The 24,286-nt window shown below is 49.8% G+C and carries 20 protein-coding genes; 10 read left to right on the forward strand and 10 right to left on the reverse strand.

The features are described from left to right. Positions 1–32 precede the first annotated feature (32 nt). From MEALZ_RS18380 to mpl, 3 genes are all read right to left on the reverse strand, one after another. A complete protein-coding gene (locus MEALZ_RS18380) occupies positions 33–503 on the reverse strand; it encodes a nucleoside deaminase (RefSeq protein WP_014150156.1) in 471 nt (156 codons plus the stop codon). Between the two features lie 276 nt (positions 504–779). Further along, a complete protein-coding gene (locus MEALZ_RS18385) occupies positions 780–4,865 on the reverse strand; it encodes a hypothetical protein (RefSeq protein WP_014150157.1) in 4,086 nt (1,361 codons plus the stop codon). A gap of 84 nt (positions 4,866–4,949) precedes the next feature. Continuing rightward, positions 4,950–6,302: a UDP-N-acetylmuramate:L-alanyl-gamma-D-glutamyl-meso-diaminopimelate ligase gene (gene mpl / locus MEALZ_RS18390; protein ID WP_014150158.1), complete on the reverse strand. Its 1,353-nt coding sequence runs from the start codon at positions 6,300–6,302 to the stop codon at positions 4,950–4,952. A gap of 160 nt (positions 6,303–6,462) precedes the next feature. On the opposite strand from mpl, the gene MEALZ_RS18395 reads away from it, so the two are divergent. Then, positions 6,463–7,557, forward strand: a complete 1,095-nt coding sequence (locus MEALZ_RS18395) for an alkene reductase (protein ID WP_014150159.1) — start codon at positions 6,463–6,465, stop codon at positions 7,555–7,557. On the opposite strand, the gene MEALZ_RS22855 is transcribed toward MEALZ_RS18395, so the two are convergent. Continuing rightward, positions 7,546–7,719: a hypothetical protein gene (locus MEALZ_RS22855; RefSeq protein WP_162472990.1), complete on the reverse strand. Its 174-nt coding sequence runs from the start codon at positions 7,717–7,719 to the stop codon at positions 7,546–7,548. The genes MEALZ_RS18395 and MEALZ_RS22855 overlap by 12 nt on opposite strands. A 368-nt stretch (positions 7,720–8,087) precedes the next feature. On the opposite strand from MEALZ_RS22855, the gene MEALZ_RS18400 reads away from it, so the two are divergent. Together MEALZ_RS18400 and MEALZ_RS18405 are read left to right on the forward strand one after the other, a co-directional pair. After that, positions 8,088–9,668, forward strand: a complete 1,581-nt coding sequence (locus tag MEALZ_RS18400; protein ID WP_014150160.1) for a methyl-accepting chemotaxis protein — start codon at positions 8,088–8,090, stop codon at positions 9,666–9,668. Positions 9,669–9,785: 117 nt separating this feature from the next. Then, positions 9,786–12,179 (forward strand): Lon protease family protein, encoded by a 2,394-nt coding sequence (locus MEALZ_RS18405; RefSeq protein WP_014150161.1) that lies wholly within the window; start codon positions 9,786–9,788, stop codon positions 12,177–12,179. Between the two features lie 145 nt (positions 12,180–12,324). Here the strand turns inward: MEALZ_RS18405 and MEALZ_RS18410 are convergent, their stop codons facing one another. Continuing rightward, positions 12,325–12,987: a PEP-CTERM sorting domain-containing protein gene (locus MEALZ_RS18410; protein ID WP_014150162.1), complete on the reverse strand. Its 663-nt coding sequence runs from the start codon at positions 12,985–12,987 to the stop codon at positions 12,325–12,327. Between the two features lie 323 nt (positions 12,988–13,310). Here MEALZ_RS18410 and MEALZ_RS23245 point away from each other — a divergent pair, with 323 nt between their 5' ends. The 4 genes from MEALZ_RS23245 to MEALZ_RS18425 all read left to right on the forward strand — a co-directional run bounded on the left by MEALZ_RS23245 (position 13,311) and on the right by MEALZ_RS18425 (position 16,896). After that, a complete protein-coding gene (locus tag MEALZ_RS23245) occupies positions 13,311–13,484 on the forward strand; it encodes a hypothetical protein (protein WP_014150163.1) in 174 nt (57 codons plus the stop codon). 289 nt (positions 13,485–13,773) lie between these two features. Continuing rightward, the gene (locus MEALZ_RS18415; RefSeq protein ID WP_014150164.1) at positions 13,774–15,090 is read left to right on the forward strand and encodes a sigma-54 interaction domain-containing protein; all 1,317 of its coding nucleotides are present in this window, start codon (positions 13,774–13,776) and stop codon (positions 15,088–15,090) included. Between the two features lie 11 nt (positions 15,091–15,101). After that, positions 15,102–16,025 (forward strand): HDOD domain-containing protein, encoded by a 924-nt coding sequence (locus tag MEALZ_RS18420; protein ID WP_014150165.1) that lies wholly within the window; start codon positions 15,102–15,104, stop codon positions 16,023–16,025. 121 nt (positions 16,026–16,146) lie between these two features. Continuing rightward, complete coding sequence (locus MEALZ_RS18425; protein ID WP_014150166.1) at positions 16,147–16,896, forward strand: IS5 family transposase; 750 nt, start codon at positions 16,147–16,149, stop codon at positions 16,894–16,896. A gap of 339 nt (positions 16,897–17,235) precedes the next feature. On the opposite strand, the gene MEALZ_RS18430 is transcribed toward MEALZ_RS18425, so the two are convergent. The 3 genes from MEALZ_RS18430 to MEALZ_RS18440 form a co-directional block, all read right to left on the reverse strand. After that, the gene (locus MEALZ_RS18430) at positions 17,236–17,766 is read right to left on the reverse strand and encodes a hypothetical protein (RefSeq protein ID WP_014150167.1); all 531 of its coding nucleotides are present in this window, start codon (positions 17,764–17,766) and stop codon (positions 17,236–17,238) included. A 451-nt stretch (positions 17,767–18,217) separates the two neighbouring features. After that, on the reverse strand, positions 18,218–19,018 hold the full coding sequence (locus MEALZ_RS18435) for a hypothetical protein (protein WP_014150168.1): 801 nt from the start codon (positions 19,016–19,018) through the stop codon (positions 18,218–18,220). A 12-nt stretch (positions 19,019–19,030) separates the two neighbouring features. Then, positions 19,031–19,513 carry a hypothetical protein gene (locus MEALZ_RS18440; protein WP_014150169.1) on the reverse strand — a complete coding sequence of 161 codons (483 nt, stop codon included), beginning with the start codon at positions 19,511–19,513 and terminating at the stop codon, positions 19,031–19,033. Between the two features lie 203 nt (positions 19,514–19,716). Between MEALZ_RS18440 and apbC the strand changes: the two genes are divergently transcribed. The 3 genes from apbC to MEALZ_RS23010 all read left to right on the forward strand — a co-directional run bounded on the left by apbC (position 19,717) and on the right by MEALZ_RS23010 (position 22,373). Next, positions 19,717–20,808, forward strand: coding sequence for an iron-sulfur cluster carrier protein ApbC (apbC, locus tag MEALZ_RS18445; RefSeq protein ID WP_014150170.1), 1,092 nt, complete (start codon positions 19,717–19,719; stop codon positions 20,806–20,808). Positions 20,809–21,211: 403 nt separating this feature from the next. Further along, positions 21,212–21,778 carry a dCTP deaminase gene (gene dcd, locus MEALZ_RS18450; RefSeq protein WP_014150171.1) on the forward strand — a complete coding sequence of 189 codons (567 nt, stop codon included), beginning with the start codon at positions 21,212–21,214 and terminating at the stop codon, positions 21,776–21,778. A 436-nt stretch (positions 21,779–22,214) separates the two neighbouring features. Then, a complete protein-coding gene (locus tag MEALZ_RS23010; RefSeq protein ID WP_014150172.1) occupies positions 22,215–22,373 on the forward strand; it encodes a hypothetical protein in 159 nt (52 codons plus the stop codon). A 48-nt stretch (positions 22,374–22,421) separates the two neighbouring features. On the opposite strand, the gene MEALZ_RS18455 is transcribed toward MEALZ_RS23010, so the two are convergent. Together MEALZ_RS18455 and MEALZ_RS18460 are read right to left on the reverse strand one after the other, a co-directional pair. Next, a complete protein-coding gene (locus MEALZ_RS18455; protein WP_014150173.1) occupies positions 22,422–23,225 on the reverse strand; it encodes a heme ABC transporter ATP-binding protein in 804 nt (267 codons plus the stop codon). Continuing rightward, on the reverse strand, positions 23,226–24,275 hold the full coding sequence (locus tag MEALZ_RS18460) for a FecCD family ABC transporter permease (protein WP_223842328.1): 1,050 nt from the start codon (positions 24,273–24,275) through the stop codon (positions 23,226–23,228). Positions 24,276–24,286 lie beyond the last annotated feature (11 nt).

Below are 24,286 nucleotides of genomic sequence, written 5' to 3' on the forward strand. Positions count from 1 at the left end.
TTGGGGGAGCGATTCCCAAATCGCCCCTCACCCTATTCAATATTTTCCTGGTGGAATATGCCGCGCGGTGCGTTGTCGAACAGCGCATTGCACTCGGCTTCCAACAACCCGCCGACAACATGGCTTTTTCGAAACGGTGTTTTTGCGGCGACTTCTTCGGCGCGGATTTCGATCTGCCACCACCCCCGGCTTTGCAAATACGGAATGGACGTGCCGTAATAAACGGTACCAATTCCCGCCCATTCGATTGCGCTTTGGCACATCGGACACGGCTCGGCCGTCGTGTAAAGGTCGAATTCGCTCCAGTCGCCCGCAGGATATGCCTCGGCACAGCGGTTGATCGCATCGATTTCGCCATGCCAAGTCGGATTCAACGCCGACCGGTTATGGCCTTCGGCGACAATCTCGCCGGCCGCACGCCGAACGATCACCGCCCCGAAAGGAAACTCGGGAACCAGCAAAGCCTGTTCGATCGCTCGGCGCATGTAATCTTCATAAGACATTAACATACCTCGTAAAAGTGAGAAGGCATTGAAGTGCCGAAACTTGAAGTCGCGTAGGTCGGGTTAGCGAAAGCGTAACCCGACATGACGCTAAATGCTTTTTATAGGCTCACAGTAACTATTCAGCGCATGCGGTAGGTTTGGTGTCAGGCATTGATTTCTAAGGACGCGTGAATACATCCCTGTAAGCTCTGACTGCAACGTCCTGTTGCAGACAGCCTTATAAATCAATGCCTGACACCTTCTCATACATAACTTATGCTGAATAATTACGGCTCACAATTGATTCTTCTCCCGATACCCTGAATCCAACGGCGATTCCAGCTTAACGATGTCCTTTTTCCACAGCCCATTCGACGAGAAACAAGTCCAGCCCCATTTCAGCCAGTTTAATAATGCAATTGCAAGCCAGAGCGACCAGGCCAACATTAGCAGGCGGTAGACCATCAGCGGAACCGATACGACGGTTGCGGTCGGCAGTAACTCGGCGCTTCTGTCCTGGTACCAATTCAGACGGTAGGCGCTCGATTGGTTACCGGTAATCTGCATGTCCGGCGAGCCTAGGAGCCCTTGTTCGACGGCCCAGAATAACAACATCAACGACAACAACGTCAAAAGCCCGAGACCGACTTGCGCGGCGTTGAAGGTCTTGGTCGATTGCGCCGGCCGTTCTTTGCGAAGCCCCAATGCGATCAGCCAGAGCACAACGATCAGTGCCGACAACACCGGTATTTGACTCAAGCCGATCAACAGCAACAGCCAGTGCCGGGTTTTCAGTGGCGTCAATGTGACTTTGCCCAGGCCGAACGAGACGATCACGATCACCACCAGTACGCCCCAGATTAACACCGCCGGTCCGAAACGCGGCCCCATCGTCATCAGTACCCAGCGATCCTCGCCCAACGTGACGTGTATGTTGCTGTTGACGCTCGGCAAGGCCAAGTCGACTCGGGACGACTCTAGCACGCTCGACATCGGCACCGGCTCCTGCCAGTTCAAGACGATTTGCTGTTTGCCTGGATCGATCGGCAACACCACTTCACGGTCTTTTTGCCGGATCGGGCGTGATTGGCCGTTGATCGTGAGCGCCTCCAGTACGGCCTGTTCGGGGAGTTGAATCGTATGCTGCACGGCGAGCGAGCTATCTAGAGCAAGCTCCAATTGCGCATTACGGCTGCGGCTTCCCGGAGTCAAATTCAAGCGGCTGCTCTCAATCGTCAGCGTTTGGCCTGGTGCAGGTTCGGGTCGGCTTACCGTCAACAGGATTTGCTCACCGGGCCAAGGCCGCCATTCGGGCAGCCAATAACCGCGTTTATCTTGATGCATCATTGCGATGCCTGCCGTTTCGATATGCCAAACCGGACTCACATCGGCACGCCAGACTTCGATCCATTGGCCGGTTTGTTCGGCACTCAATTCAATGTGTTCCGTTTTTTTCAGCACCGACTCCCAGTGCATGACGCTTTGCGTAGCGGTCATATTGACCAAGGCCTTGCCCTTTTCGACACGCACGCCGCCGGTAATCACCGACTCTCCGTCAAGCAGCGGCACGGCCAAGACGATTGAAGAACCGGATGGCGAGACTCTGACGACGCGGGTCTCGACGCGCCAATCCAAGCCTAATTGTAAAGTCCGTTCAATTCTAACGAACGACGGCAAGATGCCCGGATCGAATGCGGCTTTTTCCGTTACTGCTTCGGTTTGTGCTATTCGGGAAAACTGGAGTTGATCGTCGGTCAAGCCGTTTTCATGAACGCCGAAAACCTGCCAATCGCTGACTGCCAATTCGGCGCGCTTCGGTTTCAATGGCAACGGCACGGTAAATTTTGCCATTGCCGGCGCTGTGCCTTTCATCACGACCCGATGCAAACCTGCGTCGAGAGCAAGCCATAAGCCGTTATTGAAGCTGTACAGCGCTTTTGCCGGTTCGCCGTCTATACTGACCGTATTCGGAAACCATTGCTCGTAGTGTCCCGGCAACGGCACCGCGACTTTGTCCCGTGCGTGTACTTCCAAATCGATCGTCAATTCCTTGCCGGAAATCGTAAATCTCATCAGCGAAATGCCGGCACAATTCGGCACGCAATCAGGCGCTTTCTGCAGCCGGTTTTTCAATTCGTCGAGCAATACAGGGTCGGGAAACGCTGCTTGTACCGGTGTACTTGGCGTCATCATCAATAGCGGCAGACCCAGTATGACCAATAGACTTGCTGCCGAACGATTGAATTTGAAGCGTTTCGGCAAGCGTTCGAGCATCGCGATCGCCAAGAACGCAATCAAGCCGACTCTCAGAAAATTCAGCAGCATTGTCACGAACGGCGACAGATACCATAAGCTGATTTGCTGGTCGGGAGCTACCGATCCGTTCCAGCTCAAATTGATTGTTTGCCATTGCCATTGCGGCAAACCGGGGCCGGTTTGGATTTTTGCATTCGGATCGGTACGTTCGGAAAGCCGTTTTTGCGGTACGGCAGAAGGCACGGCTTGCGCGACGATGCCGGCGGCGCTTCGCGCCTTTTTACGAACCGTATCCAGCGACGGCGCTTCCATCATCATCAATTCATCCGCCGCTTCAGGCATCGCGCCGGCAACGGGACGCTCGTAACGAGGGCCTTGAATCTGTTGCCACGGCTTTTCCAATTGCGGATAGAGTCCGATGCGCACCTGATCGACCATAAACGGTATCGCAATCAACACCAATACAGCTAAGGCGATATTACGGTAAGCGCCGGCCACGTTGCGGAACCGCCCTTCCGGTAACACTTTCAATAAAGCCACTGCCGCCAGTATATTGAGCCAAACCCATTGAGGCGCCCCCGGTTCATGCCAGATCAATACCAAGGTCAGTAAAGTCAATGCGCCGCGATAAACATCCCATAGCCGCAACGCCGCGAGTGCCGCTACCAGTACTAAAAACAAATCGAGCAAGGTCCAACGCGACAGCCAGGAATCCGGCACATTATCGACACCGCCGGCGGCAAATAAGCGCCAGCCGGGCGGCAGGTTCAGTTCGGCGCGAACTTGATGAAAAGATTGCGCCCAGCCGACTGCGTTCAATGCTCCGGGCGATCCATCGATTCGGCTATCGGCATCCAGCCGAATGACGCCCTTTCTGATCTCGACGCCTCGGCTTTGCCCGTCAGGCGCGCGCGTAATCAATTGGTTTGTACCATCCAGGCTAACGCGCCCGAGCTCGACGCCAGGCAATGCATCGAGTCGCCATCCTTGCGATAGGGTTCCGGTAATTTTATCATTGACGGTATATCCTTTGCCGTCGAAATCGAGCCATAGAGTCCGGGTCAAATTCAGGTTGTTAGGTTCTCCGTCCGGGTCGCCACGACGAATCGTTTTCAAGACTAAGCTCTCGCCTTGTTTAATCGCGTATGCTGGGAAGCGCTTCCAATGTTCGGGCAAATTGGTTTGGCTCGGATCGATTGCAGCCGGACGCTCGATTTCGACGACACGCAAAGACGGTCGGGCATCGAAAACCCAAATTTCGGATTTCGGCCAACCGTCCGGCTGATCGGATAAAGGTTCGGATATAGGAATTGAGTTGAGCGCCTCGGTACTTCGCGCCAGGATGTCAAGCTGCCAACGTCCGGGTCGGACTTGTACCAATAACTGACCGTCCGGTTCCAATCGGGCAGGCAGGGGACTATCGATGCGTAACGGAAGAAAGCCTTCCAGTATCGGATAAGCCAATTTGACTTCGCGCTGCTCGCCCGACACATTCAAATCCAATCGCGTGAGGACTTGCATCGGTATCTCGTCGATCAGTTGCCGGAATACCTGAAGCTCCAAGCTATTGCGTTCATCGGGTTTTACGGGGCGGTCATCGGTTCCGGTAAGCCACAATTGGCCTTGTTTTAGGTTAGGTTGATCGATAATTTGGCCTTTGATGCTCAGAGTGATGAGGCCTGTGTCCTGCGGGATCGTCAAGTTTTCGGGCAATTTATCCCAAGCAAAAGTGCCATCGATCGTGTAAGTGCCGGCTTGGAAAAAAACGGCTGGATGCCCCTTCTTTTCCGTTACCAAGAGCGGCTTGCCGTTAGCTGTTACATTGAGCGGCCATTGTTTGGCATGTCCGGGCAAACTCACCCAGCTTTCCCGGTACACTTTCCAAACGATCGTAAAGCGACCTTCGGTGCCGCTAAGCACTAAATCCAATCGCGACGGCCAGGCGCAGCGCTTCTGTTCGAAACTGTTATAGAGAAACGGACAACCTCGCTCCGTATCGTCGTGCAGGACCCAATCGATCCAGGGCTTGAGCGGTTCGGGAACATTTTCCGGTTTGAGCGGCTCGGCCCAACAGGGAAAGGCAAGCCATAATAAGGGCAATAGTAAACACCGAACTCTGAGCATGATCTGAACTCCTGTCGATAAAGGGCGAGGAAAACAATTGCTAAAGCATGCGTTTTGTCTCTTAGGGTACGCGCGTTGCGCTTCCTATCTCAACTCTTGCTGTAAGCGCGTATAAATGCCACCGAAACTGCCGTTGCTCATCAATACGAAGTGACCTCCGTAACGGGCTTCCAATTTGAGCTTGGCGATGATTTCGTCGAGAGTTTTACAGATTTCGATATTGCCGGCGTAATTTTTTAGACCGCTTAAGTCCCAGCCCAGGTTTTCCGGTTGGAATAGAATGGCTTGATCGGCTTCAACCAGCGATTTAGCCAGCGATTCGGTATGAATGCCCATGCGCATCGTATTCGAGCGAGGCTCGACGATCGCAATGATGCGCTCGGAACCGACTTGCTTGCGCAAACCTTCCAAGGTTGTCTTGATTGCGGTCGGATGATGTGCGAAGTCATCATAGAGCGTCACGCCGTCGATTTTGGCCAAGACTTCCATGCGCCGTTTGACATTCTTGAACTTGCCCAATGCCGCGATCGCATCCTTAGGCGTAATGCCGATATGGCGTGCCGCTGCAATCGCGGACAGCGCATTGCCGACATTGTGATTGCCGGTCAAATTCCAAAGCACCTCGCCCTGCTCCGCTCCATCATAATTAACCTTGAATCGAGTCCCGTCCGAATTGATCAATTCGGCATTCCAGGCCGACCGGCCTTGGATCGAAGTCTTTTCGACCGGCGTCCAACAGCCCATGTCCAACACATCGGTTATATTGTCATCGGCTTCGGGTGCAATCACGAGGCCTTCGCCAGGCACGGTTCTGAGCAAATGGTGAAATTGTTTCTTGATCGCATCGAGGTCCGGAAAGATGTCGGCATGATCGTATTCGAGATTGTTCAGAATCGCGGTTCTCGGCCGATAATGCACGAATTTCGAACGCTTGTCGAAAAACGCGCAGTCGTATTCGTCGGCTTCGATCACGAAGAACGACGACTCGCCTAGCCGAGCGGAAATGCCGAAGTTGAGCGGAATGCCGCCGATCAGAAAGCCTGGTTTGAAGCCTTGATATTCCAATATCCAGCTCAGCATGCTGGTTGTCGTGGTTTTGCCGTGCGTGCCGGCGACGCCGAGCACCCAGCGCTCGGCCAAGACGTGTTCGGCGAGCCATTGCGGGCCGGAAACGTATTTCAAGCCGCGATTCAAGACTGCTTCGACTTCCGGATTACCGCGAGACAGCGCATTGCCGATCACGACCAAATCGGGCTTGCAATCGAGATTTTCGGGCCGGTAACCGCTCATCAATTCGATACCTTGCTGTTCGAGCTGAGTGCTCATCGGCGGATAGACATTCTGATCGGAACCGGTGACTTTATAGCCGAGTTCCCGCGCGATCAGCGCCAACCCGCCCATGAAGGTACCGCAAATGCCTAGTATGTGTATATGCAAAGTCTTATCCTTTTACAAAAAACAATATGATGTCCGGTACAATCATAGCCGTAGCGATTCTTTTTGCAACCTTATAAGAAAAACCAATTTTCCGATTCAATGGGATCACTGGAAAGTTGAGTTCACCCGAATTTCCCGTAACACCTCAAGAGCAGAAAAAATGACTTCCGAAGATATTTTATTTACCCCCGTAAAAATAGGCAGATATACACTGAAAAACCGCATCATTATGGCGCCGCTGACCCGAAGCCGCGCGCAGCAACCCGGAGATATTCCCTGGGAGTTGAATGCCGACTATTACCGGCAGCGAGCCGGTGCCGGATTGATTATCTCGGAAGCCACGCATATTTCGCCGCAAGGTAAGGGCTATGCCTTCACTCCGGGTATTTATAGCGCCGCGCAAATTGACGGCTGGCGCAAAATAACCGATGCGGTACATGAAGAGGGAGGATTAATTTTTTTGCAACTCTGGCATGTCGGTCGCGTTTCGCATCCCGACCTGCAACCGGGCAATGCTTTACCGGTCGCGCCTTCGGCTATCGGTATCGAAGGCATGGCATTTACCGAGGCAGGTTTGAAACCCTTTGTTACGCCTAGAGCGTTGGAGTTGTCGGAAATACCGGGCATTATCGACCAATACCGCATCGCAGCCGAAAATGCGTTGATTGCCGGGTTCGACGGCGTTGAGATTCATGCCGCGAACGGTTATTTGCTGGATCAATTTCTGAGGGACGGTTCCAATCATCGAACCGATGCTTACGGCGGCAACATCAATAACAGAATGCGCCTATTGCTTGAAGTCACCGAAGCGGTCGTAGGTGCGGTAGGCGCCGACCGTACCGGTTTGCGTTTGTCCCCGACCAATGCCTTCAACAGCATGAGCGACAGCGATCCGCAAGGCCACTTTAATTATGCGGCCGAACAATTGAACCGTTTCGATTTGGCCTATTTGCATATCGTCGAACGCATGGTTCCGATCGAGGAAGATACCGCCGAATTCGATTTTGCCGCGTTGCGGCGGCATTTCAACGGGCCTTATATCGCGAACGGCGGCTATGACGCGGAAAGTTCACGAAACAGTATTGCCCGAAATTTATGCGACACGGTTGCTTTCGGCAAGCTTTACATCGCCAATCCTGACTTGACCGAACGCTTTCGCCTGAATGCGTCGCTCAACAAGCCCGACCCCGATACCTTTTACGGCGGCGATGAAAAAGGTTATACCGATTATCCGGCCTTGAATTCAGTCGACTAAAGCGATTTCATGCTCGTCCAGTTCCGAGCGGTATAACCAACATGCTTTTTCGCTCTTATCCGCCTCGGAACCGTTTTTTTCATCGCCGAAGCTGCTTAAATACTCCGAACTCAAGCCCGGATAAAAACTGATGCAGACTTCATCCAATTCGTTAAATATCATGCTTTTTGCTCTCATCTCAATTCAGCTTGCATGATAAGTGCGGAGTTTTACATTTACGTGACAACGCTGAAACAAATAATCGGGTTTAGATATATTTATGAAATAATACTGCGACTTATGTTATCAAGACGACGAGGGCTCCAAGTTTATTCGGATCATCCTAAATTCGGCAGTTTAACCATGAAGCGCATGAAGTCTTTCAACGGTCTCGTTATGACTGAACATGGCAAATAAACCAGCTTCGCACTTAAGGCAGGACAAAAGCACTAAGGATTAACCTTAAACTGTCCCGCGTTAAGTGAACAGCCAATAAACCGATTTAATTCGCTTATTCTCAGCCCCCCGTGCTCCCCAATAATGGTCAAACCATGAGAAAAAACCTTCCCATTACACAAAACGAAATCAACTATCCCAGTACCGCCACGATTACTTCGGCAACCGATCCTAAAGGAAAGATCACTTATATCAATCAGGATTTCTTAAAAATAAGCGGTTTCAATGAGCAAGAATTGCTTGGACAAGCTCATAACATCGTTCGCCATCCGGAAATGCCGGAAGCCGCGTTTGCCGACTTATGGAATAGTATTCAGAAAGGCAAGCCGTGGATGGGCATCGTCAAGAATCGCTGTAAAAATGGCGATTATTATTGGGTCGACGCCTTTGTGACGCCTCGCTTCGACAAGGGAAAAGTCATCGGATTCGAATCGGTTCGGGTAAAGCCCGAGCCCGACACGGTTGAACAGGCAAAGAAAACTTACCCAAAACTAGCATCGGGGAAAAGTATCAACACCTTGCTTAATCGCATGAAACTGGGATCTAAATTATTGATCGGATTCTCGTTGCTACAAACGCTAATTTTTGCCGGCCTATTTATTTTTGGTGTTATCAAACTGCCCCCTGCCACGATTGCCTTGGCGATATCCCTGTTATTTTCGTTCGGCCTGATATCGGCGCTGGTACGCCCGCTAAACGATGCCGCATTAGAAGCGCGATCGGTTATCGATAATCCGGTCATGCAACACATTTACACCAACGACGGGGCCGAGTCCGGACAGCTGTTACTCGCTATTAAACTTCTTAAAGCTAAATCGAGGACTATTGTACGCCGTTTGATACAAGCGACCGAGACGCTTACGCAACAAGCCCAAGCCACCGAACGGGAGATCGAACAAGTCAGCGAAGCCATGAAACACCAATTGCAAGAAACCGAGCAGGTGGCGACGGCAATGCATCAAATGACCGCGACGATCAATGAAGTTGCGCAAAGCGCCAGCAATGCCGCCAAGGCTGCAACCGATGCCGACCAAATATCTCAGCAAACGATGCAACGGGTCGGCGAGACGGTCAAATTAATCGGCGCCTTGTCTTCCGAGGTCGACAGCGCCGAATCGGCCATTTTAAATCTTGCTCAATACAGTAAAGATATCGGCGGCGTATTAGAGGTCATTCAAAGCATCGCCGAACAAACCAATTTGCTGGCACTCAATGCCGCAATCGAGGCCGCCCGAGCCGGGGATCAAGGCCGCGGTTTCGCAGTCGTTGCCGATGAAGTTAGAACTTTGGCCGGACGCACGCAAAAGTCGACAGAAGAAATCAATAAAATGATCGAAGTCTTACAACAAGGCGCCAAAAATGCCGTCGATGAAATGAGCAAGGTACGAATCAAAGCAGCCGATGGTGTCGAACACGGAGAAAATTCGGCCAGATTATTGACCGAAACCACGCAGTCGGTCAGCACGATTAGCGATATGATTTTACAAATCGCCAGTGCGGCCGAGGAGCAACACATCGTGTCCGAAGAAATCGCTCGAAACATCGAAGCCATCGATCGCTTGTCAAAAGAAACATCCGAACACGCAACGATAGCCAGTCAAGCCGGCCGCAATCTTTCGAAACTCAGTAAAGATCTCGATCTAATGGTCGAGCAATTCGATGACAATCAAAGTTAAATGGCGCGCGTGCAACTGTGTAAGGACTGCCGAATTTTGATCTACGGGTATAATAACGCTCTCTGCTTCCGAACGATTAGCTACTCACCATTACATTAGCGTCATCTATTATTCATCATGACTGACTACCAGCCGCTTCCTCCGGAAGCCTTGAAATTAACTATTAACCCGAACAGCCTGGATATCCCCCAGGCAATAACTACCGAGCAGCCTTCCATTATAGGTCAAGCCCGCGCCCGATCGGCATTGGAATTCGGCGTCGCGATGCAAAATCCCGGCTATAACATTTATGTCATGGGCGAACCGGGCACCGGGCGTCTGTCAATGATTACCCAACAGCTTGAACAATCGGCTCCAAATCAACCGACGCCGCCAAGTTATGCTTATGTCGATAATTTCGATAATCCGCGCGAACCGGTCTCGATCGAATTGCCTGCAGGATTTGGACAGAAGTTCTGCGCCGATATCGATGAATTGATCGACAATTTGCTGGCTACTTTTCCGGCCGTTTTTGAAAGTCCGACCTATCAGCAAAAAAAAGCCGCGATCGAACGCGGCTTTAATCAACGCTATAACATGGCGATTCATCAAGTCGAGAAAAAAGCGGAATCCTTGAATGTCGCGCTCTATCGCGAGAGTGAAACGATCACTTTCGTGCCCGTTAAGGACGACAAGTTATTGGAAGACGAGCAATTCATACAATTACCGCAAGCCGAGCGCGAAGCGTTTCACCGTCATACCGAGGAGCTCGAAAACTATCTTGGCGATGTCTTGCTGGAGCTGCCGCAATGGCGGCGTTCACTGGTCGAACAACTCAAGCAATTGGACGATGCGACGATTAATCAAGCCATCGAACCGCTCTTCGAGGCGTTGATCGAAGACTATCAAAACGTCGACGATGCCATCACCTATTTAGACGAAATCAAAAAAAACCTGAGTCAAACCATCGTCGACGTATTGGCTGCGAATCCTGGACTCGATAGCCGCGATCAGATCAGTAAGCGCCTTTTGCTGAAAGAGCAGTACGCTCCTAACGTCTTGGTCGATTATAAAACCGAATGCGGTGCGCCGGTCGTTTACGACCCGCATCCGATTTATCCGAATTTATTCGGGCGCATCGAATATATCAGCGATCAAGGCACCCTGGTCACCAACTACCGACGAATCTGCCCGGGCTCGCTGCATCAGGCCAACGGCGGTTATTTGATACTCGATGCCGAAAAACTGCTCACTTATCCTTTCGTCTGGGAAGGTTTAAAGCGCGCGCTGAAGTCCGGTCGTATCGAAATCGAGTCGCCTTATTCGGAGCTCGGCATCAATACAATGACGTTAAAGCCGGAAGTTATCCCGCTCAACATCAAAGTAGTTTTAGTCGGCTCGCGGGATATTTATTACCTATTGCATGAACTGGACGACGAATTTAACGAAATGTTCAGAGTGCTGGCCGATTTCGATCACCGCATTTTGCTGAATCCGGATTCGATGCAAAATTTTGCGCAACTGATGATAAGACATGCGCGCGACACCGGCTCCAAAACATTGACTTCGGCCGCTATTGCCCGCCTCATCGAGCATAGCTGCAGGCTTTCCGAAAACCAGCACCGTTTATCGGCGCATATTAACGATTCCCTCGAAATCATCGGCGAAGCAAACCTCTTGTGCGCGCGTAACGCCGCAGAATTCATCGACCAAGCCCATATCGAGCAGGCCCTTTCCGCGCGCGAACAACGCAACGGTAGGCTATCCGAGGAAATTCTCGACGAAATGCTCGACGGTACGATTTTGATCGATACCGACGGCACCGCAATCGGTAAGGCAAACGGCTTGACTGTTCTGGAAATCGGCGGCAGCAGTTTCGGCGCGCCGGCGCGTATCACCGCGACGGTTTACCCCGGTTCCCGTGGCATCGTCGATATCGAACGCGAAGCCGAACTCGGTCAAGCCCTTCATTCGAAAGGCGTGATGATATTGACCGGCTATCTCGGGCATTGTTACGCACAACAATTTCCGTTTGCCATTTCTGCCAGCATCGCAGTCGAACAATCCTACGGTTATATCGACGGCGATAGCGCATCCTTGGCCGAATTATGTTGTTTGATATCGGCGCTGACACGAACGCCGATCAAGCAAGGTTTTGCCGTGACCGGATCGATCAATCAATACGGCGAAGTGCAAGCCATCGGCGGCGTCAATGAAAAAATCGAAGGCTTTTTTAGACTATGCAAAGCGCGTGGCTTAACCGGTCAACAAGGCGTGATCATTCCTGCGGCGAATAAACGTAATCTCATGCTGATGAAGGATGTTATCGATGCGGTTGAAGCGGGACAATTTGCCGTCTATGCGGTCTCGACCGTCGATGAAGCACTAGAATTATTAACCGGCCAAGAAGCCGGCTTCATGGATTCGGAAGGCAACTATCCGGAAAATAGTATTAACTTCAAGGCCATTTCGAGACTTAAGGAAATCTCCGATATGGCGCATGAGGAAGATAAAGAAGAGGGGCCGGAATAAAGCTAAGGATTTGATTATACTCATCGTATATCAAAATTCGGTTGCTCAATTGAATTGCGCCTTCGGCAGTGCAGGCTTTTGGCCCTACAAAATCTATGGCACTGCCGACATTCTATCGCTGAATATCCCCGGCGACTCTCGCGTATCACATGCCGAATAGGTGTTTCCGTTTTACCTGCGATCTAGCTCCTAAACCCAACAATCCGATACTGAAAAGCAGCGTTAAACTAGGCTCCGGTACCGTCAATGCTAGTGTACTGATGCCGCGGTCTTCGGCTGGTCTGATAAAGGCGGATACATGAGAGTAATCGTTGCTGACATTGCCGCCTTTGTTTGTCCAGCGGCTATTGAATCCACCATCAATACCGAGTGCGATCCCGCTGAATAAATAAGCAATGGTGCTATTGTTAGCCTGCTTAACAAGCAAAGTCCAATCGACAAATTTTCCCAGCCAATCATCCGGTGCAAGCAATGAATAAGAAAACAAGTCATCTCCTGTATTAGGATCCGATAATTCCGATACGGTTAATGTGAAGCCGGCGATATCGGCGCCGCTTGACTCAAAACCATTGCCGTCATTGAATTTACCGATAAAGGAAAATGCATCGCCTTCCCCTTTAAGGTTATCGCTTACAAAAGTTTTTTCTTGCGGGGGGCGAATCGTACTATCGCCGATGCATGCGGTGGCATAGAAGCCGTTAGCCATTGCGTCATTCGCATTGCAAGCAATTATCGATGCCGTCGAATTTAACGGTACCCCCAGTAAAAATAAACATATCCACAGTAAAACAGGCTCACAAAATCTCATGTTGCATTCCTAAAGAAATTAAAAAAGAGGGTAATAATGAACAACAAAATTTGATAATACTGGGCTGAACCTAGAAAAAGCATTTCACCATGAAGATCATGAAGAATAAGAAGTTAATTAACTTGTCATTTGTTGGCATGCAACTTTCGCTCGCCCGAAAGATTAGCTGCAATGTTTAGGTAATCTCTTGAAATACTTCATTAACTTCATGCGCTTCATGGTTGAACTGCCGAATTTAGGCTGAACGTTTATGCCTGATCAAAAGCGCAATTAATCATTCAGTGCCGTTGCGCTTCTAGTCTTCGCTATGACTGGTTTTTCTCATGAAGCCGAATGTAATCAATGCAAAACTCAACAGAAAAAATAAAGAAGGTCCGGGGGCCGTTGACGTCAACGCTTTAAAAAGGAGGGCCAAGATGGAATACAGCAATATTGATTTTGCGTTCATTGTTGATCCTATAATTCAATTAAGTTTCAAAAAAGTAACTGCTATTTAATCAATAGCATTTTTCAAGCCAACTCTCTTAAATCTCTATTCCTGCTTACTGCATCAATGAACATAACCAAGCCAATGCCTTCTAAGAACCGAACCGCCTCATACGGCAAGCAACGGTTCTTTTTTTGATTAAAACCGAAATTCTATTAATAATGAATTAATCAGTTAGAATGCTTTCCGGGCCTGACAACAATGTCATGTTGACTGTCAGGGCTGACACGTCACTAAATCGAAATACTGACAAGTGGCGCTGAAATTTGGTTTTCGGATATAGCTTGCTGATTGGAACTATGCAAATAAACTCGTTCACGCTGAATTCTCTGCTCGAAACCCACGACCTGCCTTTTATTATTGTCAATGCAGCTCAACAAATCGTCGGCGTTAATCGCGCTTGGGAAAATCATTTCGGGCAGACCAGAGAAAGTATTTTGGGTAATGCGTGCTGCAATAATCCGGGCGATTGCCGGCATCGACGTTTTTTTCAAACGCTTGAACCTTATGCGGGTTTATTCAGCGATACCCTGGACGAACGCGAGTATTTATTGAAAGTTCGGGGCTATCCTTTGCTCGATACCGACGGCACGCTTTATCTGGGAGAGTCGGTACTTACCGCCGGTGCGTCGGAACCTCAGGATAAAAGCCCGAAGATGGTTGGCACGTCTTCTGCTTTCATAAATCTGAAATCTAACTTGCAAAAGGCCGCTCAATCGAATGTACCGGTCATGTTAAACGGCGAAACCGGAACCGGCAAAGAGCTCGCCGCCGAATTTATTCATCGGCAATCGCAAAATGCCGATGGAGAATTTGTCATCGTCGATTGCACGGTACTCGGAGAAGACTTGTTCGAAAGCGAACTGTTCGGCCATGAAAAGGGCTCCTTTACCGGGGCGGCATCCGCCAAAAAAGGATTGTTCGAACTAGCGGACGGAGGCACTTTGTTTCTTGATGAGGTCGGCGAATTGCCGGTCTCTTTACAACCTAAGTTATTAAGAGCATTAGAAAGCGGCCAATTTAGGCGGGTAGGCGGTACCACATCGTTGACATCGACGGTTCGAGTCGTGACGGCCACACACAGAAACCTTGGAGAAATGGTGAGAAACGGACTGTTCCGGGAAGATTTGTTTTACCGATTGTCGGTTTTTCCGTTAGAAATACCGGCTTTGAGAGACCGGATAGAGGATATGCCGGCACTGGTAGGACATTTTCTTAAGTCTTTCGGGCAACGCGACTGCTGTGTATATAGTACGACCAAAGCCGCCATGCAAAAATTAATGCAGCACAAATGGCCCGGCAATATACGCGAACTGAAAAATTGCCTGCAGCTGGCAACGTGCCTTTGCAAAAACCACACTATCGATGAACTGGACATTTCCATCATGCGGCGTCAAGGCGCTACATTAAAACCCGGTATGATAGAAAGACGCGGACAAGGAGCGGTAATTGAGGACACTGGGGCATCAAACATAAACCCTTTGGATACTATCGAAGCCGAGTTCATTCGGTCCTTGATCAAAAAATATCAAGGCAACCGTAAGCTGATTGCTTCCGAAATGAATATCAGCGAAAGAACTTTATACCGCAAATTAAATCGCCTCAATATCAATTAATAGAGTTGACAATGGAATCATCACTGAGTAGTTGGACTATCAACACTATCGATCCAGGCTTGGATAATTTTTCGCATCCGGTAGACTTGCGTGAAGAAATCAATCGCATCAAGGCGCTACCACCCTTGCCGGGTATCGCTCGGCAAATTATTGAATTGGCGTCGGATCCGTTAGCGGATGTTAAAAAATTGGCGGCAATCATCGAAATGGATCCCATTCTGAGCTCGCAAGTGATTCGCTGGGCCGGTTCGGCCCTTTACGGCTACCGGGGCAAGCTCGTATCGATACAAGAGTCGATAGCCCGTGTATTAGGCTATGATTTTGTGATGAATTTGGCTCTGGGCCTTAGCGCGTTATCGCCGCTTAAAGCGCCGAAAATCGGGAAGGTCGGCACTCGAATGTTATGGATTCAAGCCATTGCCGGTTCCCGCCTGACATTGACACTCGGCGAAATGATGCCGGCCGAAGAAAGACCGGACCGTCAAACGTTGTTTTTAGCCTCGTTGCTGCACAACATCGGCTTTCCATTGCTCGGGCACGAGTTTCCGGAAGAGTTTGCTTATTTATCGAGAATCATCGATGCCAATGCCACACTAAGCGTTTACAACATCGAGCGGTTTGCCTTCGGCGTCGACCATACTTTGCTAGGCGCTTGGCTCATGCGCAGCTGGTCGATGCCGAAACCGATTGTCGATGTCGTTTATCATCACCATAACCCTCATTACCGCGGCGACAATTACCGGCTTAATTTATTGGTGTATTTAAGCGATTGCTTATTGGGAACCTTAGGTATCGGCGACGGGCAAAATCAAAATTACGGCGAAGAGGAATTTGCCGTATTGAATTTGAATTCGGATGCGGTTCATCAAAAACTCGCCGAACTCAGTGCTTCGCTTGACGATATTGCCGCAATGGCCGACCAATTGACTAGCTAATGAGGATGTAAAAGTATTGGCGAATACATCATTAGGGGCTGTTGCCGTTTTGTAATGTACCCTTGAATTTCAATAATTCCGCCTCATAACTCGTTTATTTTTAGCCAAAAATAAGCAAACTATGCCGCGACAAATGTTAACGGATGAACGGTGGGAAAAATTGAAGATGACTATGTTGAAAATGGGAATATATGACAAACCCTTTCTTCGGCAAACAACCGAAGGGATTTTTTATCGTTTGCGCGTAGGTTGTCCCTGGCGAGATCTACCCAGTGCCTTTGGTAACTGGAATGCTGTTTATAAACGCTTCAATGAATGGTCTCGTAAAGAAAAACTGATGGGTATTTTTAACGAACTGATCGTTGAGCCTGACTTGGAATGGCAATTTATTGATGGCAGTATTGTGAAAGCTCATCAGCATAGTAGCGGTGCGGCACATGGTCAAGAATCAGCGATTGGTAAGTCGGTGGCGGGCAATACAACCAAAATCCATATGGCTGTTGATGCCTGTGGTCTTCCCATCCACTTTACACTGACAGGTGGCGAAGTTCATGATTGTAAAGAAGCGCCAATCTTAGTCGCTGAACTGCCTAAGGCAGACTATATCGTTGCTGACAAAGGCTATGACAGTGAACCACTCCGTGTTCAGATTAAAGAAAAAGGAGCTGTTCCTGTCATTCCAAGAAAAAAGAATTCAACCGTAGGGAATGATGATATGGATTGGTGTCTCTACAAATATCGTCACCTCGTTGAAAATGTGTTTGCAAGACTGAAACATTTCAGAGCTATTGCTACACGATATGACAAGCTAAAACGAAATTTTGAAGCTTCTGTGGCCTTAGCTTGCGCTTTTTTATGGTTACCTATGTGAAACGGCAACAGCCCCTAAACAATTTATTCACCATGAAGGACATGAAGAAAAAGACTATAAATGCAATAAACTAATTGTTCATGTCACTTCATGCGTTTCATGGTTATACCCTTTGCTGGTCAAATTTCGGCGCCGGAGTATCCGTCAAAGGACGCCGTGAATACGTCCATGTAGGCTCTGTGACAGCATCCCAGCTGTCAAAGCCTTTGCCGAACACCCCGGCACCTCCACGCATCAATGCCGAAATTTGAAGTGCGATGGGTATATTTCGTAAGATTGAATACTTCACAGTCTTTAACTCATGGGGCGGGTTTATACAACTCGCCCCGAACGTATTGCTCACTTGCACTCCGGCGGCTCCGGGGCTTTCGGCGTTTCCCCGAACAAGCTCCAACTCGTATTTTCTTGAACGTCGAAAAGGTAAGGCGCTTCGCGGGCCTTAAGATAAGCGGGCGTATATAAACCCTCTTGTATACTGAATTCGTCATACACGGCTTCGCAAAGCATTGTCAGCATTAACTCGCCGGCTTGCAATTCGGTGAGTTTCAACTGCGTTTCTATTTTCGCGCAAACCGTCCCGTCCGCGATTGTTTCGTTTTGTCCGGCAATCCGGTCTCGTCCCGGCTCGCCTCGGTAAATAATTCCCGCCTCGGTTTCATCGAAGCTCAATCTGCGTGTGCTGCATTCGGTCATCAAGATGACCGGACCGGCTTTCGCGGCACCGATCAATTGATCGGTTTTCGACCAATACAGCAGGGCTTTTCGCGGCTCGCCGTCGGAATTCAACGCATCCAGTTCAGCTGTATACATCGAAAGCGTACAACCGTTGAGCAGGACTAATAAATAAATCGAAGTAAAAAGTTTTTTCATGTTTTCTGTTCCGCTTAGGGTTTGATCGCAAATAACTTCCTTATTTTACGGAGGGTTCGGTTGCTCGATTGGCAGATGTCGGCGGCAGGGCAGATTTTTGCTCCTGCAAAATCTGCATTCACGCCATCCATGGCGTTTGCAGATTTTTGCTCCTCGGCAATTGCTGAGTTACATGGATGTAATGAATGCAGAAAATGCAGGAGCATTTTTCTGCCCTGCATTGCCCTAATACACGCCATCCATGGCGTAATACAAAATCTGCATTCATGCCATCCATGGCAATTAGTCGCCGCCGTCAAGCCTACAAGGACGTATTCACCCAGCCCCTAAATTCCATAGCCCATCGGTCATGGTTAATAGTTTTACTAATTTAGGGGCTGGGTCCTGCCAAGCGAGTTACCGTACCCTCAACAAAGCGTATAGTTCCAGGACGTTATTTATCACGAAATCCTTAGTTAGTGACTAAATCGAACAAGCCATCGCCGACCATCGGGTTTTCCCAATATGCCACATGTGCCATGAGCCAGGCTTTTCCGGTATCGACCGGCCGGTCGCGGATGACCCAACCTAAGTCCGGCGATTCGGTGCGGTATTTTTCGGCGATCTCGAAGCCGTTTAGCGTTTGGCCGAACAGTTTTCCGGATACGACCGGATCGGTCCGGTCCCAATAATTGAGCCAGCGGAACATCTTGGTTCCCTCGCCAAGAGATTGGACTTTCTGACGCCTTTTCTTGAACATCGACAACCCTATCGGCGAACCGAGCGTGATTAATCCCTGTACCGGCCAGGTTCGGCGCGAATTTCTGTCGAAGTAATGGTTATCCTTGATCAACTCGTTGATCACATCAAAGGCATAGATCGAACCTAAACTGTGAGCGACAACATAGCAAGGACTGCCTCCGGTAAAAATCTCGAGAATCTTATTCTTGAAGCCTTGCCTAATTTGTGCTGCGGTGCTGGTGTCGAGGCGCGCGGTGACGACATCGCCGATGAGATCGAGGGCATTGCCGGCCAAAACTTCGCCTATCGGATTGGCGGCAATGAGTTTGATTAATTTCCCATATTTGCTTTGCGCTTGATTGTTTAAATTTTCATAACGATAAAGATCGGTCTTGAATTGAAGCGGCATATTGCCCAGACGACTTTTTAGTAACTGTTCGATGAGTCGATCTTGATTCAAATCGCTATCGTCGCCGGTCTGAACGCCATGAATGATCAAAACGGTACGCGGTTTTTTCGGGTCTACAGCCATGGAAGCTCTCCTTTAAAGTTTTGCAATACAGCGTTTTTCCACGGTATCGGTAAAAAATAAAAACCGATTCATTTGCTTTAATTTGATTTCAAGTTGACCGAAATGCTGAGTTGCCTGCAACAGGTATTCGGAACCGGTGACGAAACTATCGCTAAATTTTTGTTCCACGATCAGCTTGCCGTTAAGCAACTCGACTCGGGTAAAAGTTTCGGGTGCGGCATCGAAATAAATGCCGTCCCCCAATGTGCCGATTGCGGTATATTCTCCGCTAATCGTTAAATATTCCCGGCCCGGAATTGTAAAATCAATGCTTATGCGACATGTTCGACCAAATTCGGCCGGCGTATCGACATAAGTCCCATCAAAACTTAGCGACTTCCCGTTTAATTGAAAAAAGTCACTTAAAGCAGTATGAGCCTTTTGTTTCAAATTCTCGTTAGAATAAGCCGTCATCGTCAACACCGCTAAGACAACAATAAAAATTCGTTTGACCATTTCAACAACCTGGAAAATGAGCGATATGACATCAAGGTATTAAAAAAATAGTTCGCTAAAGCAATTTTCGCAAGCGTGGGATAACGACCGCTAAGTTTTGAAATAGCTTGTTCAGTGGTCAATAATGATTTCAGATTGTACAATACTATTCCTTAGTATTTTAGTTGGTTATTAATTCAACACTTCCTTACCCCGGAGCACTCATGGCACAAATTACCCAAGCAGACATCGAAAATCGATTGAAGACGTTTATCGACCCCAATGTTGAAACCGATTTGGTTTCGGCTAAATCGATTAAATCGATCAACGTTGACGGTGCAGATGTCTCGATAAAACTGGAATTAGGCTATCCAGCCAAAAAACATCTCGATGAGTATAAATTAGCTGTATTGGAGCATTTAAAGACGCTGGATGGCATCGGTACCGTGACGATCGATATTACTATCAATATTTTGTCGCATGCGGTACAGCAAGGCTTGAAGCCGCTGCCGGGCATCAAAAACATCATCGCAGTCGCATCCGGCAAAGGGGGCGTCGGCAAATCGACAACGGCGGTAAATTTAGCCCTGGCCTTGGCGGCGGAAGGCGCTAAGGTCGGTATTCTGGATGCCGACATCTATGGGCCGAGCATTCCGACGATGCTCGGACAATCCGGTTTTCCGGAAAGCGAAGACGGCAAAACCATGCTGCCGAAGATGTCGTTCGGTTTACAAACCAATTCGATAGGCTATTTGGTCGACACAAGCCAGCCGATGATTTGGCGCGGCCCTATGGTCACCGGCGCGTTACAGCAATTGCTTAAAGAAACGCGTTGGACCGATCTCGATTATTTGATAGTAGATCTACCGCCCGGCACAGGGGACATTCAATTAACGCTGTCGCAACAAATACCGGTTAGCGGTGCGGTTATCGTCACGACGCCGCAAGACATCGCGCTTCTCGATGCGCAACGCGGTTTAGCGATGTTCGAAAAGGTCAACGTACCGGTGTTGGGCATCGTCGAAAATATGAGCGTGCATATTTGTAGCCAGTGCGGTCATGAAGAAGCGATTTTCGGTAGCGGCGGCGGCGCGGCGATGGCTGAAAAAAACCAGGTACCGCTATTGGGTGCGTTACCGTTAGATAAAGACATCAGGCTAAATGCCGATTCGGGCCGTCCGACGGTCGTCTCCGATCCCGACGGTCGCTCGGCTGAAATTTACCGTGAAATTGCACGAAAAATGACCGCGAAACTAGCCTTGAAAGCCAAAGATTTCAGTAGCAAATTTCCGAATATCGTGATTCAGAATACCTAAATTCGAGCGGACGGACTTTGCAAACGAGATATTGAAACAGCAGCAATTCCCAATTTGGAGATCAAAAAGGGTGTGGGGTATGCTTGGCGAGGATGTCGGCAGCAGGCCAGATTTTTGCTCCTCGGCAATTGCTGAGTTACATGGATGTAATGAATGCAGAAAATGCAGGAGCATTTTTCTGCCCTGCATTGCCCTACTACAGGCCATCCTTGGCGTTCGAGCTGCCGCCAAGCCCCCATGGATGGGTTTACGGCGTTCCTCGACAGGCATACCCCAGACCCTAAAATCGGCGAAACTCCTCAAACTGGGAATTGCTGTTGAAACAGGAAATCCTTATTGTTTTATAATGGCTTGCTTCTATGGTAAAAAAAACCGGATTTCAATTAATTAGGACAAGAATTCAATGAGCATCAAATCGGATAAGTGGATACGCCGGATGGCGGAACAACACGGCATGATCGAGCCGTTCGCCGCAACGCAGGTTAGGGAGACGGAAAAAGGCAGAGTGATTTCGTATGGCACTTCGAGTTACGGATACGACGTGCGTTGCTCGGACGAATTTAAAATTTTCACGAACATTAATTCGGCAATCGTCGATCCGAAGGATTTTAGCGAAGCGAGTTTCGTCGACGTTAAATCCGATGTCTGCATCATTCCACCGAATTCGTTCGCGTTGGCACGCACTGTCGAATTCTTTCGCATTCCGCGCGATGTGCTGACGATCTGTCTTGGCAAATCGACTTATGCGCGCTGCGGCATTATCGTCAACGTCACGCCGCTCGAGCCGGAGTGGGAAGGTCATGTAACCCTAGAGTTCTCAAATACCACACCGTTGCCGGCCAAAATCTATGCGAACGAAGGAGTCGCGCAAATGCTGTTTTTAGGCGGCGACGAGGTATGCGATACATCTTATGCGGACCGAGCCGGTAAATATCAAGGCCAAACCGGCGTGACTTTACCGAAAGCCTAGCCGCGCAGGTCATTCGGCTTAAGCATGGGCTGTTGGGTAGGCTGTCGAAAAAAGCTATTTTAGCTAATTTTTGTGTTCACGCTTTTTAATCTCAAAATATTTTAGAAACTGTTGGTGACCATAGGCTAGAAAACGCTAGGTGTAGGGCGAGCATCGCGCACCTGGGTGGTGTGGGGACCTGTCTTCGGGTTCGGTAACGTGCGGTATATACTTCGCGCGGCCATATTTTCGGTTTTCTAACGCGCTCTTTTGTCCGGTAGCTGCGTTGCGAAAACAGTTACATAGCTTGCTATGCGCCTGTTTTCGCGCCTTGCTACCGAACAAAATAGCATTGCCATAAAAGCCGAAAATATGGCCGCGCGAAGTATAAAAGGAGTAGACAAAGCACATTCTGAAGGTATGCTCTTAAAATGCATATTCAACCGAGGAGGAACTTATGGGGCCTTACTATCGCGGCTCATCGCAAGGCGTAGGCGCTTTTTTTGATTTGTTTTATCAACATCCCATTTTGATGCTGATTTTAACCGCTGGCATTGTAGTCATGGGGATTTTTATATACCGGAAAAGGAATCGGGATAAGATGACTCGCTTGTAATTTGTCGTTCTGTATTCGCAATTCGACCCGTTAGGCAGGTGTCTGTATTCATTCGGCATTTCGCAACAAATGCGGAATCACCAGCGGACAATTCGTTTTAGTAGGGTGAACGGCTATCGTTACCGGATAGCCGAAAATTTCCTTGATCAAATCGGCATCTAAAACCCGCTCCGGACTGTCGAATGCCATCAAGCGGCCCGAATGCAGAACCGCAATACGGTCGGCATAGAGTGCAGCCAAATTCAAATCGTGCAGAATCGCCAGAACGCCCGCCTGAAAACGGTCGGCGAATCGTCTGGCGATCGCCAACACGCTATGCTGATGCGCAAGATCGAGCGCCGATGTCGGCTCGTCGAGCAATAAATAGCGTGGCAGATCACCGACCGGTTCCCATATCTGCGTCAAAACTCTCGCCAATTGTACGCGCTGACGCTCGCCGCCCGATAGCGTAGTATAAATTCTATCGACGAACATTTCGGTATCGGTCAATGCCATTGCTTGCCGAATGATAGCATTGTCGTGCGCCGGATCGCCGTTACGCCGATGCGGGCAGCGCCCCATCGCTACGACCTCGAGTACCGTGAACGGAAACGATAGCGTCGAGTTTTGCGGCAGCACGCCGCGCACGCGGGCCAGTTCGGCTACCGGCCAATCGTCGAGTTCGGTGCCGTTCATGGTAATAAAACCGTGCCGCGGTTTCAAATCGCCGCACATTGTTTTCAGCAATGTCGACTTGCCTGCGCCGTTCGGCCCAACGACCGCGAGTACTTCGCCGGGCTTAACGCACAGCGTGATATCGTCCAACAAACGCTTGCCGCCGATGCCGACAACTATCTTACGCGCCTCCAGCATTCAGCCTCCTAGCATCCGTTGCCGATACAGTAACCACAAAAAGAACGGACTGCCCAAAACGCCGGTGACGATACCGATCGGTATTTCGGCAGGTACGGCCAAGCTGCGCGCCAAACCGTCCGATACCAACAACAGACTGGCGCCGAGCAAAGCCGAGCCCGGCAGTATGATGCGATGGTCCGGACCGAGCCTGAGCCGCAGCAAATGCGGTACGACCAGCCCAATGAAACCGATGATGCCGCCCAATGCGACGCAACAGCCCACACCGAGTGCAACCAAAACGATCACTGCGGTTTTGACGGTTTCGACCGAAAATCCGAGATGGCCGGCTTCCGCCTCGCCGAGTAATAGCGCATTCAAAGCGCTTGAAAAATACGGGAGCAGCAACAAGTTCAGCAGAAAAAACGGCAAGCCGGCGACGACTTGACTCCAGTTAGCGCTGCCGAGACTGCCCATGCTCCAAAATGTTAAGGTACGCAATTGCTGATCGTCGGCGATCGAAGTCAACAAACCCGTTAAGGAACCTGCCAATGCGTTGACGGCGATTCCGGCCAGCAGCAGCGAAGCGATATCGAGACGGCCGCCGGAACCGGCGAAACGGTAGACCAGCCAAGTCACCGCGAATCCGCCCGAAAAAGCCGCTGCAGGCAGATAATAATAACCGAGTATTTGCGCCACGTTCCGCAGCAGGCTGGTTTCGAGCACGATCGCAGCGACCGCTGCCAATGCCGCGCCGCTCGATACGCCGATCAATGCCGGGTCGGCAAGCGGGTTACGGAATAAGCCCTGCATTGCCGCTCCCGAGACGGCCAGCGTCGCGCCAATCAACACGCCTAGTGCGATACGCGGACCGCGTATCGATTCCAATACGGCGCGATGGCCGTCATTGAACGGCCAGGGCAGTTGCAGACCGAAAACCTCGCTCAGAATGGCGAGTACTTGGCCCGGTGAAATCGAATAGGCGCCGATCCCGAGCGATATGATGGCCGTTACAAACAGCAGCAGCGTCAAGCCGCCCAGAACTGCATAACGTTTCGTTCCGCCAGACATTGCAAACGCCG

Source organism: Methylotuvimicrobium alcaliphilum 20Z (assembly GCF_000968535.2).
GTDB lineage: Bacteria > Pseudomonadota > Gammaproteobacteria > Methylococcales > Methylomonadaceae > Methylotuvimicrobium > Methylotuvimicrobium alcaliphilum.

Coding starts and splice junctions, on each gene's coding strand:
- MEALZ_RS18410 (WP_014150162.1), bottom strand. CDS start 12,987: ATGAGATTTTGTGAGCCTGTTTTACTGTGGATATGTTTATTTTTACTG.
- MEALZ_RS18425 (WP_014150166.1), top strand. CDS start 16,147: ATGCCGCGACAAATGTTAACGGATGAACGGTGGGAAAAATTGAAGATG.
- MEALZ_RS23245 (WP_014150163.1), top strand. CDS start 13,311: ATGAAGCCGAATGTAATCAATGCAAAACTCAACAGAAAAAATAAAGAA.
- MEALZ_RS18415 (WP_014150164.1), top strand. CDS start 13,774: ATGCAAATAAACTCGTTCACGCTGAATTCTCTGCTCGAAACCCACGAC.
- MEALZ_RS18380 (WP_014150156.1), bottom strand. CDS start 503: ATGTCTTATGAAGATTACATGCGCCGAGCGATCGAACAGGCTTTGCTG.
- MEALZ_RS18455 (WP_014150173.1), bottom strand. CDS start 23,225: ATGCTGGAGGCGCGTAAGATAGTTGTCGGCATCGGCGGCAAGCGTTTG.
- apbC (WP_014150170.1), top strand. CDS start 19,717: ATGGCACAAATTACCCAAGCAGACATCGAAAATCGATTGAAGACGTTT.
- dcd (WP_014150171.1), top strand. CDS start 21,212: ATGAGCATCAAATCGGATAAGTGGATACGCCGGATGGCGGAACAACAC.
- MEALZ_RS23010 (WP_014150172.1), top strand. CDS start 22,215: ATGGGGCCTTACTATCGCGGCTCATCGCAAGGCGTAGGCGCTTTTTTT.
- MEALZ_RS18420 (WP_014150165.1), top strand. CDS start 15,102: ATGGAATCATCACTGAGTAGTTGGACTATCAACACTATCGATCCAGGC.
- MEALZ_RS18460 (WP_223842328.1), bottom strand. CDS start 24,275: ATGTCTGGCGGAACGAAACGTTATGCAGTTCTGGGCGGCTTGACGCTG.
- MEALZ_RS18430 (WP_014150167.1), bottom strand. CDS start 17,766: ATGAAAAAACTTTTTACTTCGATTTATTTATTAGTCCTGCTCAACGGT.
- MEALZ_RS18385 (WP_014150157.1), bottom strand. CDS start 4,865: ATGCTCAGAGTTCGGTGTTTACTATTGCCCTTATTATGGCTTGCCTTT.
- MEALZ_RS18435 (WP_014150168.1), bottom strand. CDS start 19,018: ATGGCTGTAGACCCGAAAAAACCGCGTACCGTTTTGATCATTCATGGC.
- MEALZ_RS22855 (WP_162472990.1), bottom strand. CDS start 7,719: ATGATATTTAACGAATTGGATGAAGTCTGCATCAGTTTTTATCCGGGC.
- MEALZ_RS18395 (WP_014150159.1), top strand. CDS start 6,463: ATGACTTCCGAAGATATTTTATTTACCCCCGTAAAAATAGGCAGATAT.
- MEALZ_RS18400 (WP_014150160.1), top strand. CDS start 8,088: ATGAGAAAAAACCTTCCCATTACACAAAACGAAATCAACTATCCCAGT.
- MEALZ_RS18440 (WP_014150169.1), bottom strand. CDS start 19,513: ATGGTCAAACGAATTTTTATTGTTGTCTTAGCGGTGTTGACGATGACG.
- MEALZ_RS18405 (WP_014150161.1), top strand. CDS start 9,786: ATGACTGACTACCAGCCGCTTCCTCCGGAAGCCTTGAAATTAACTATT.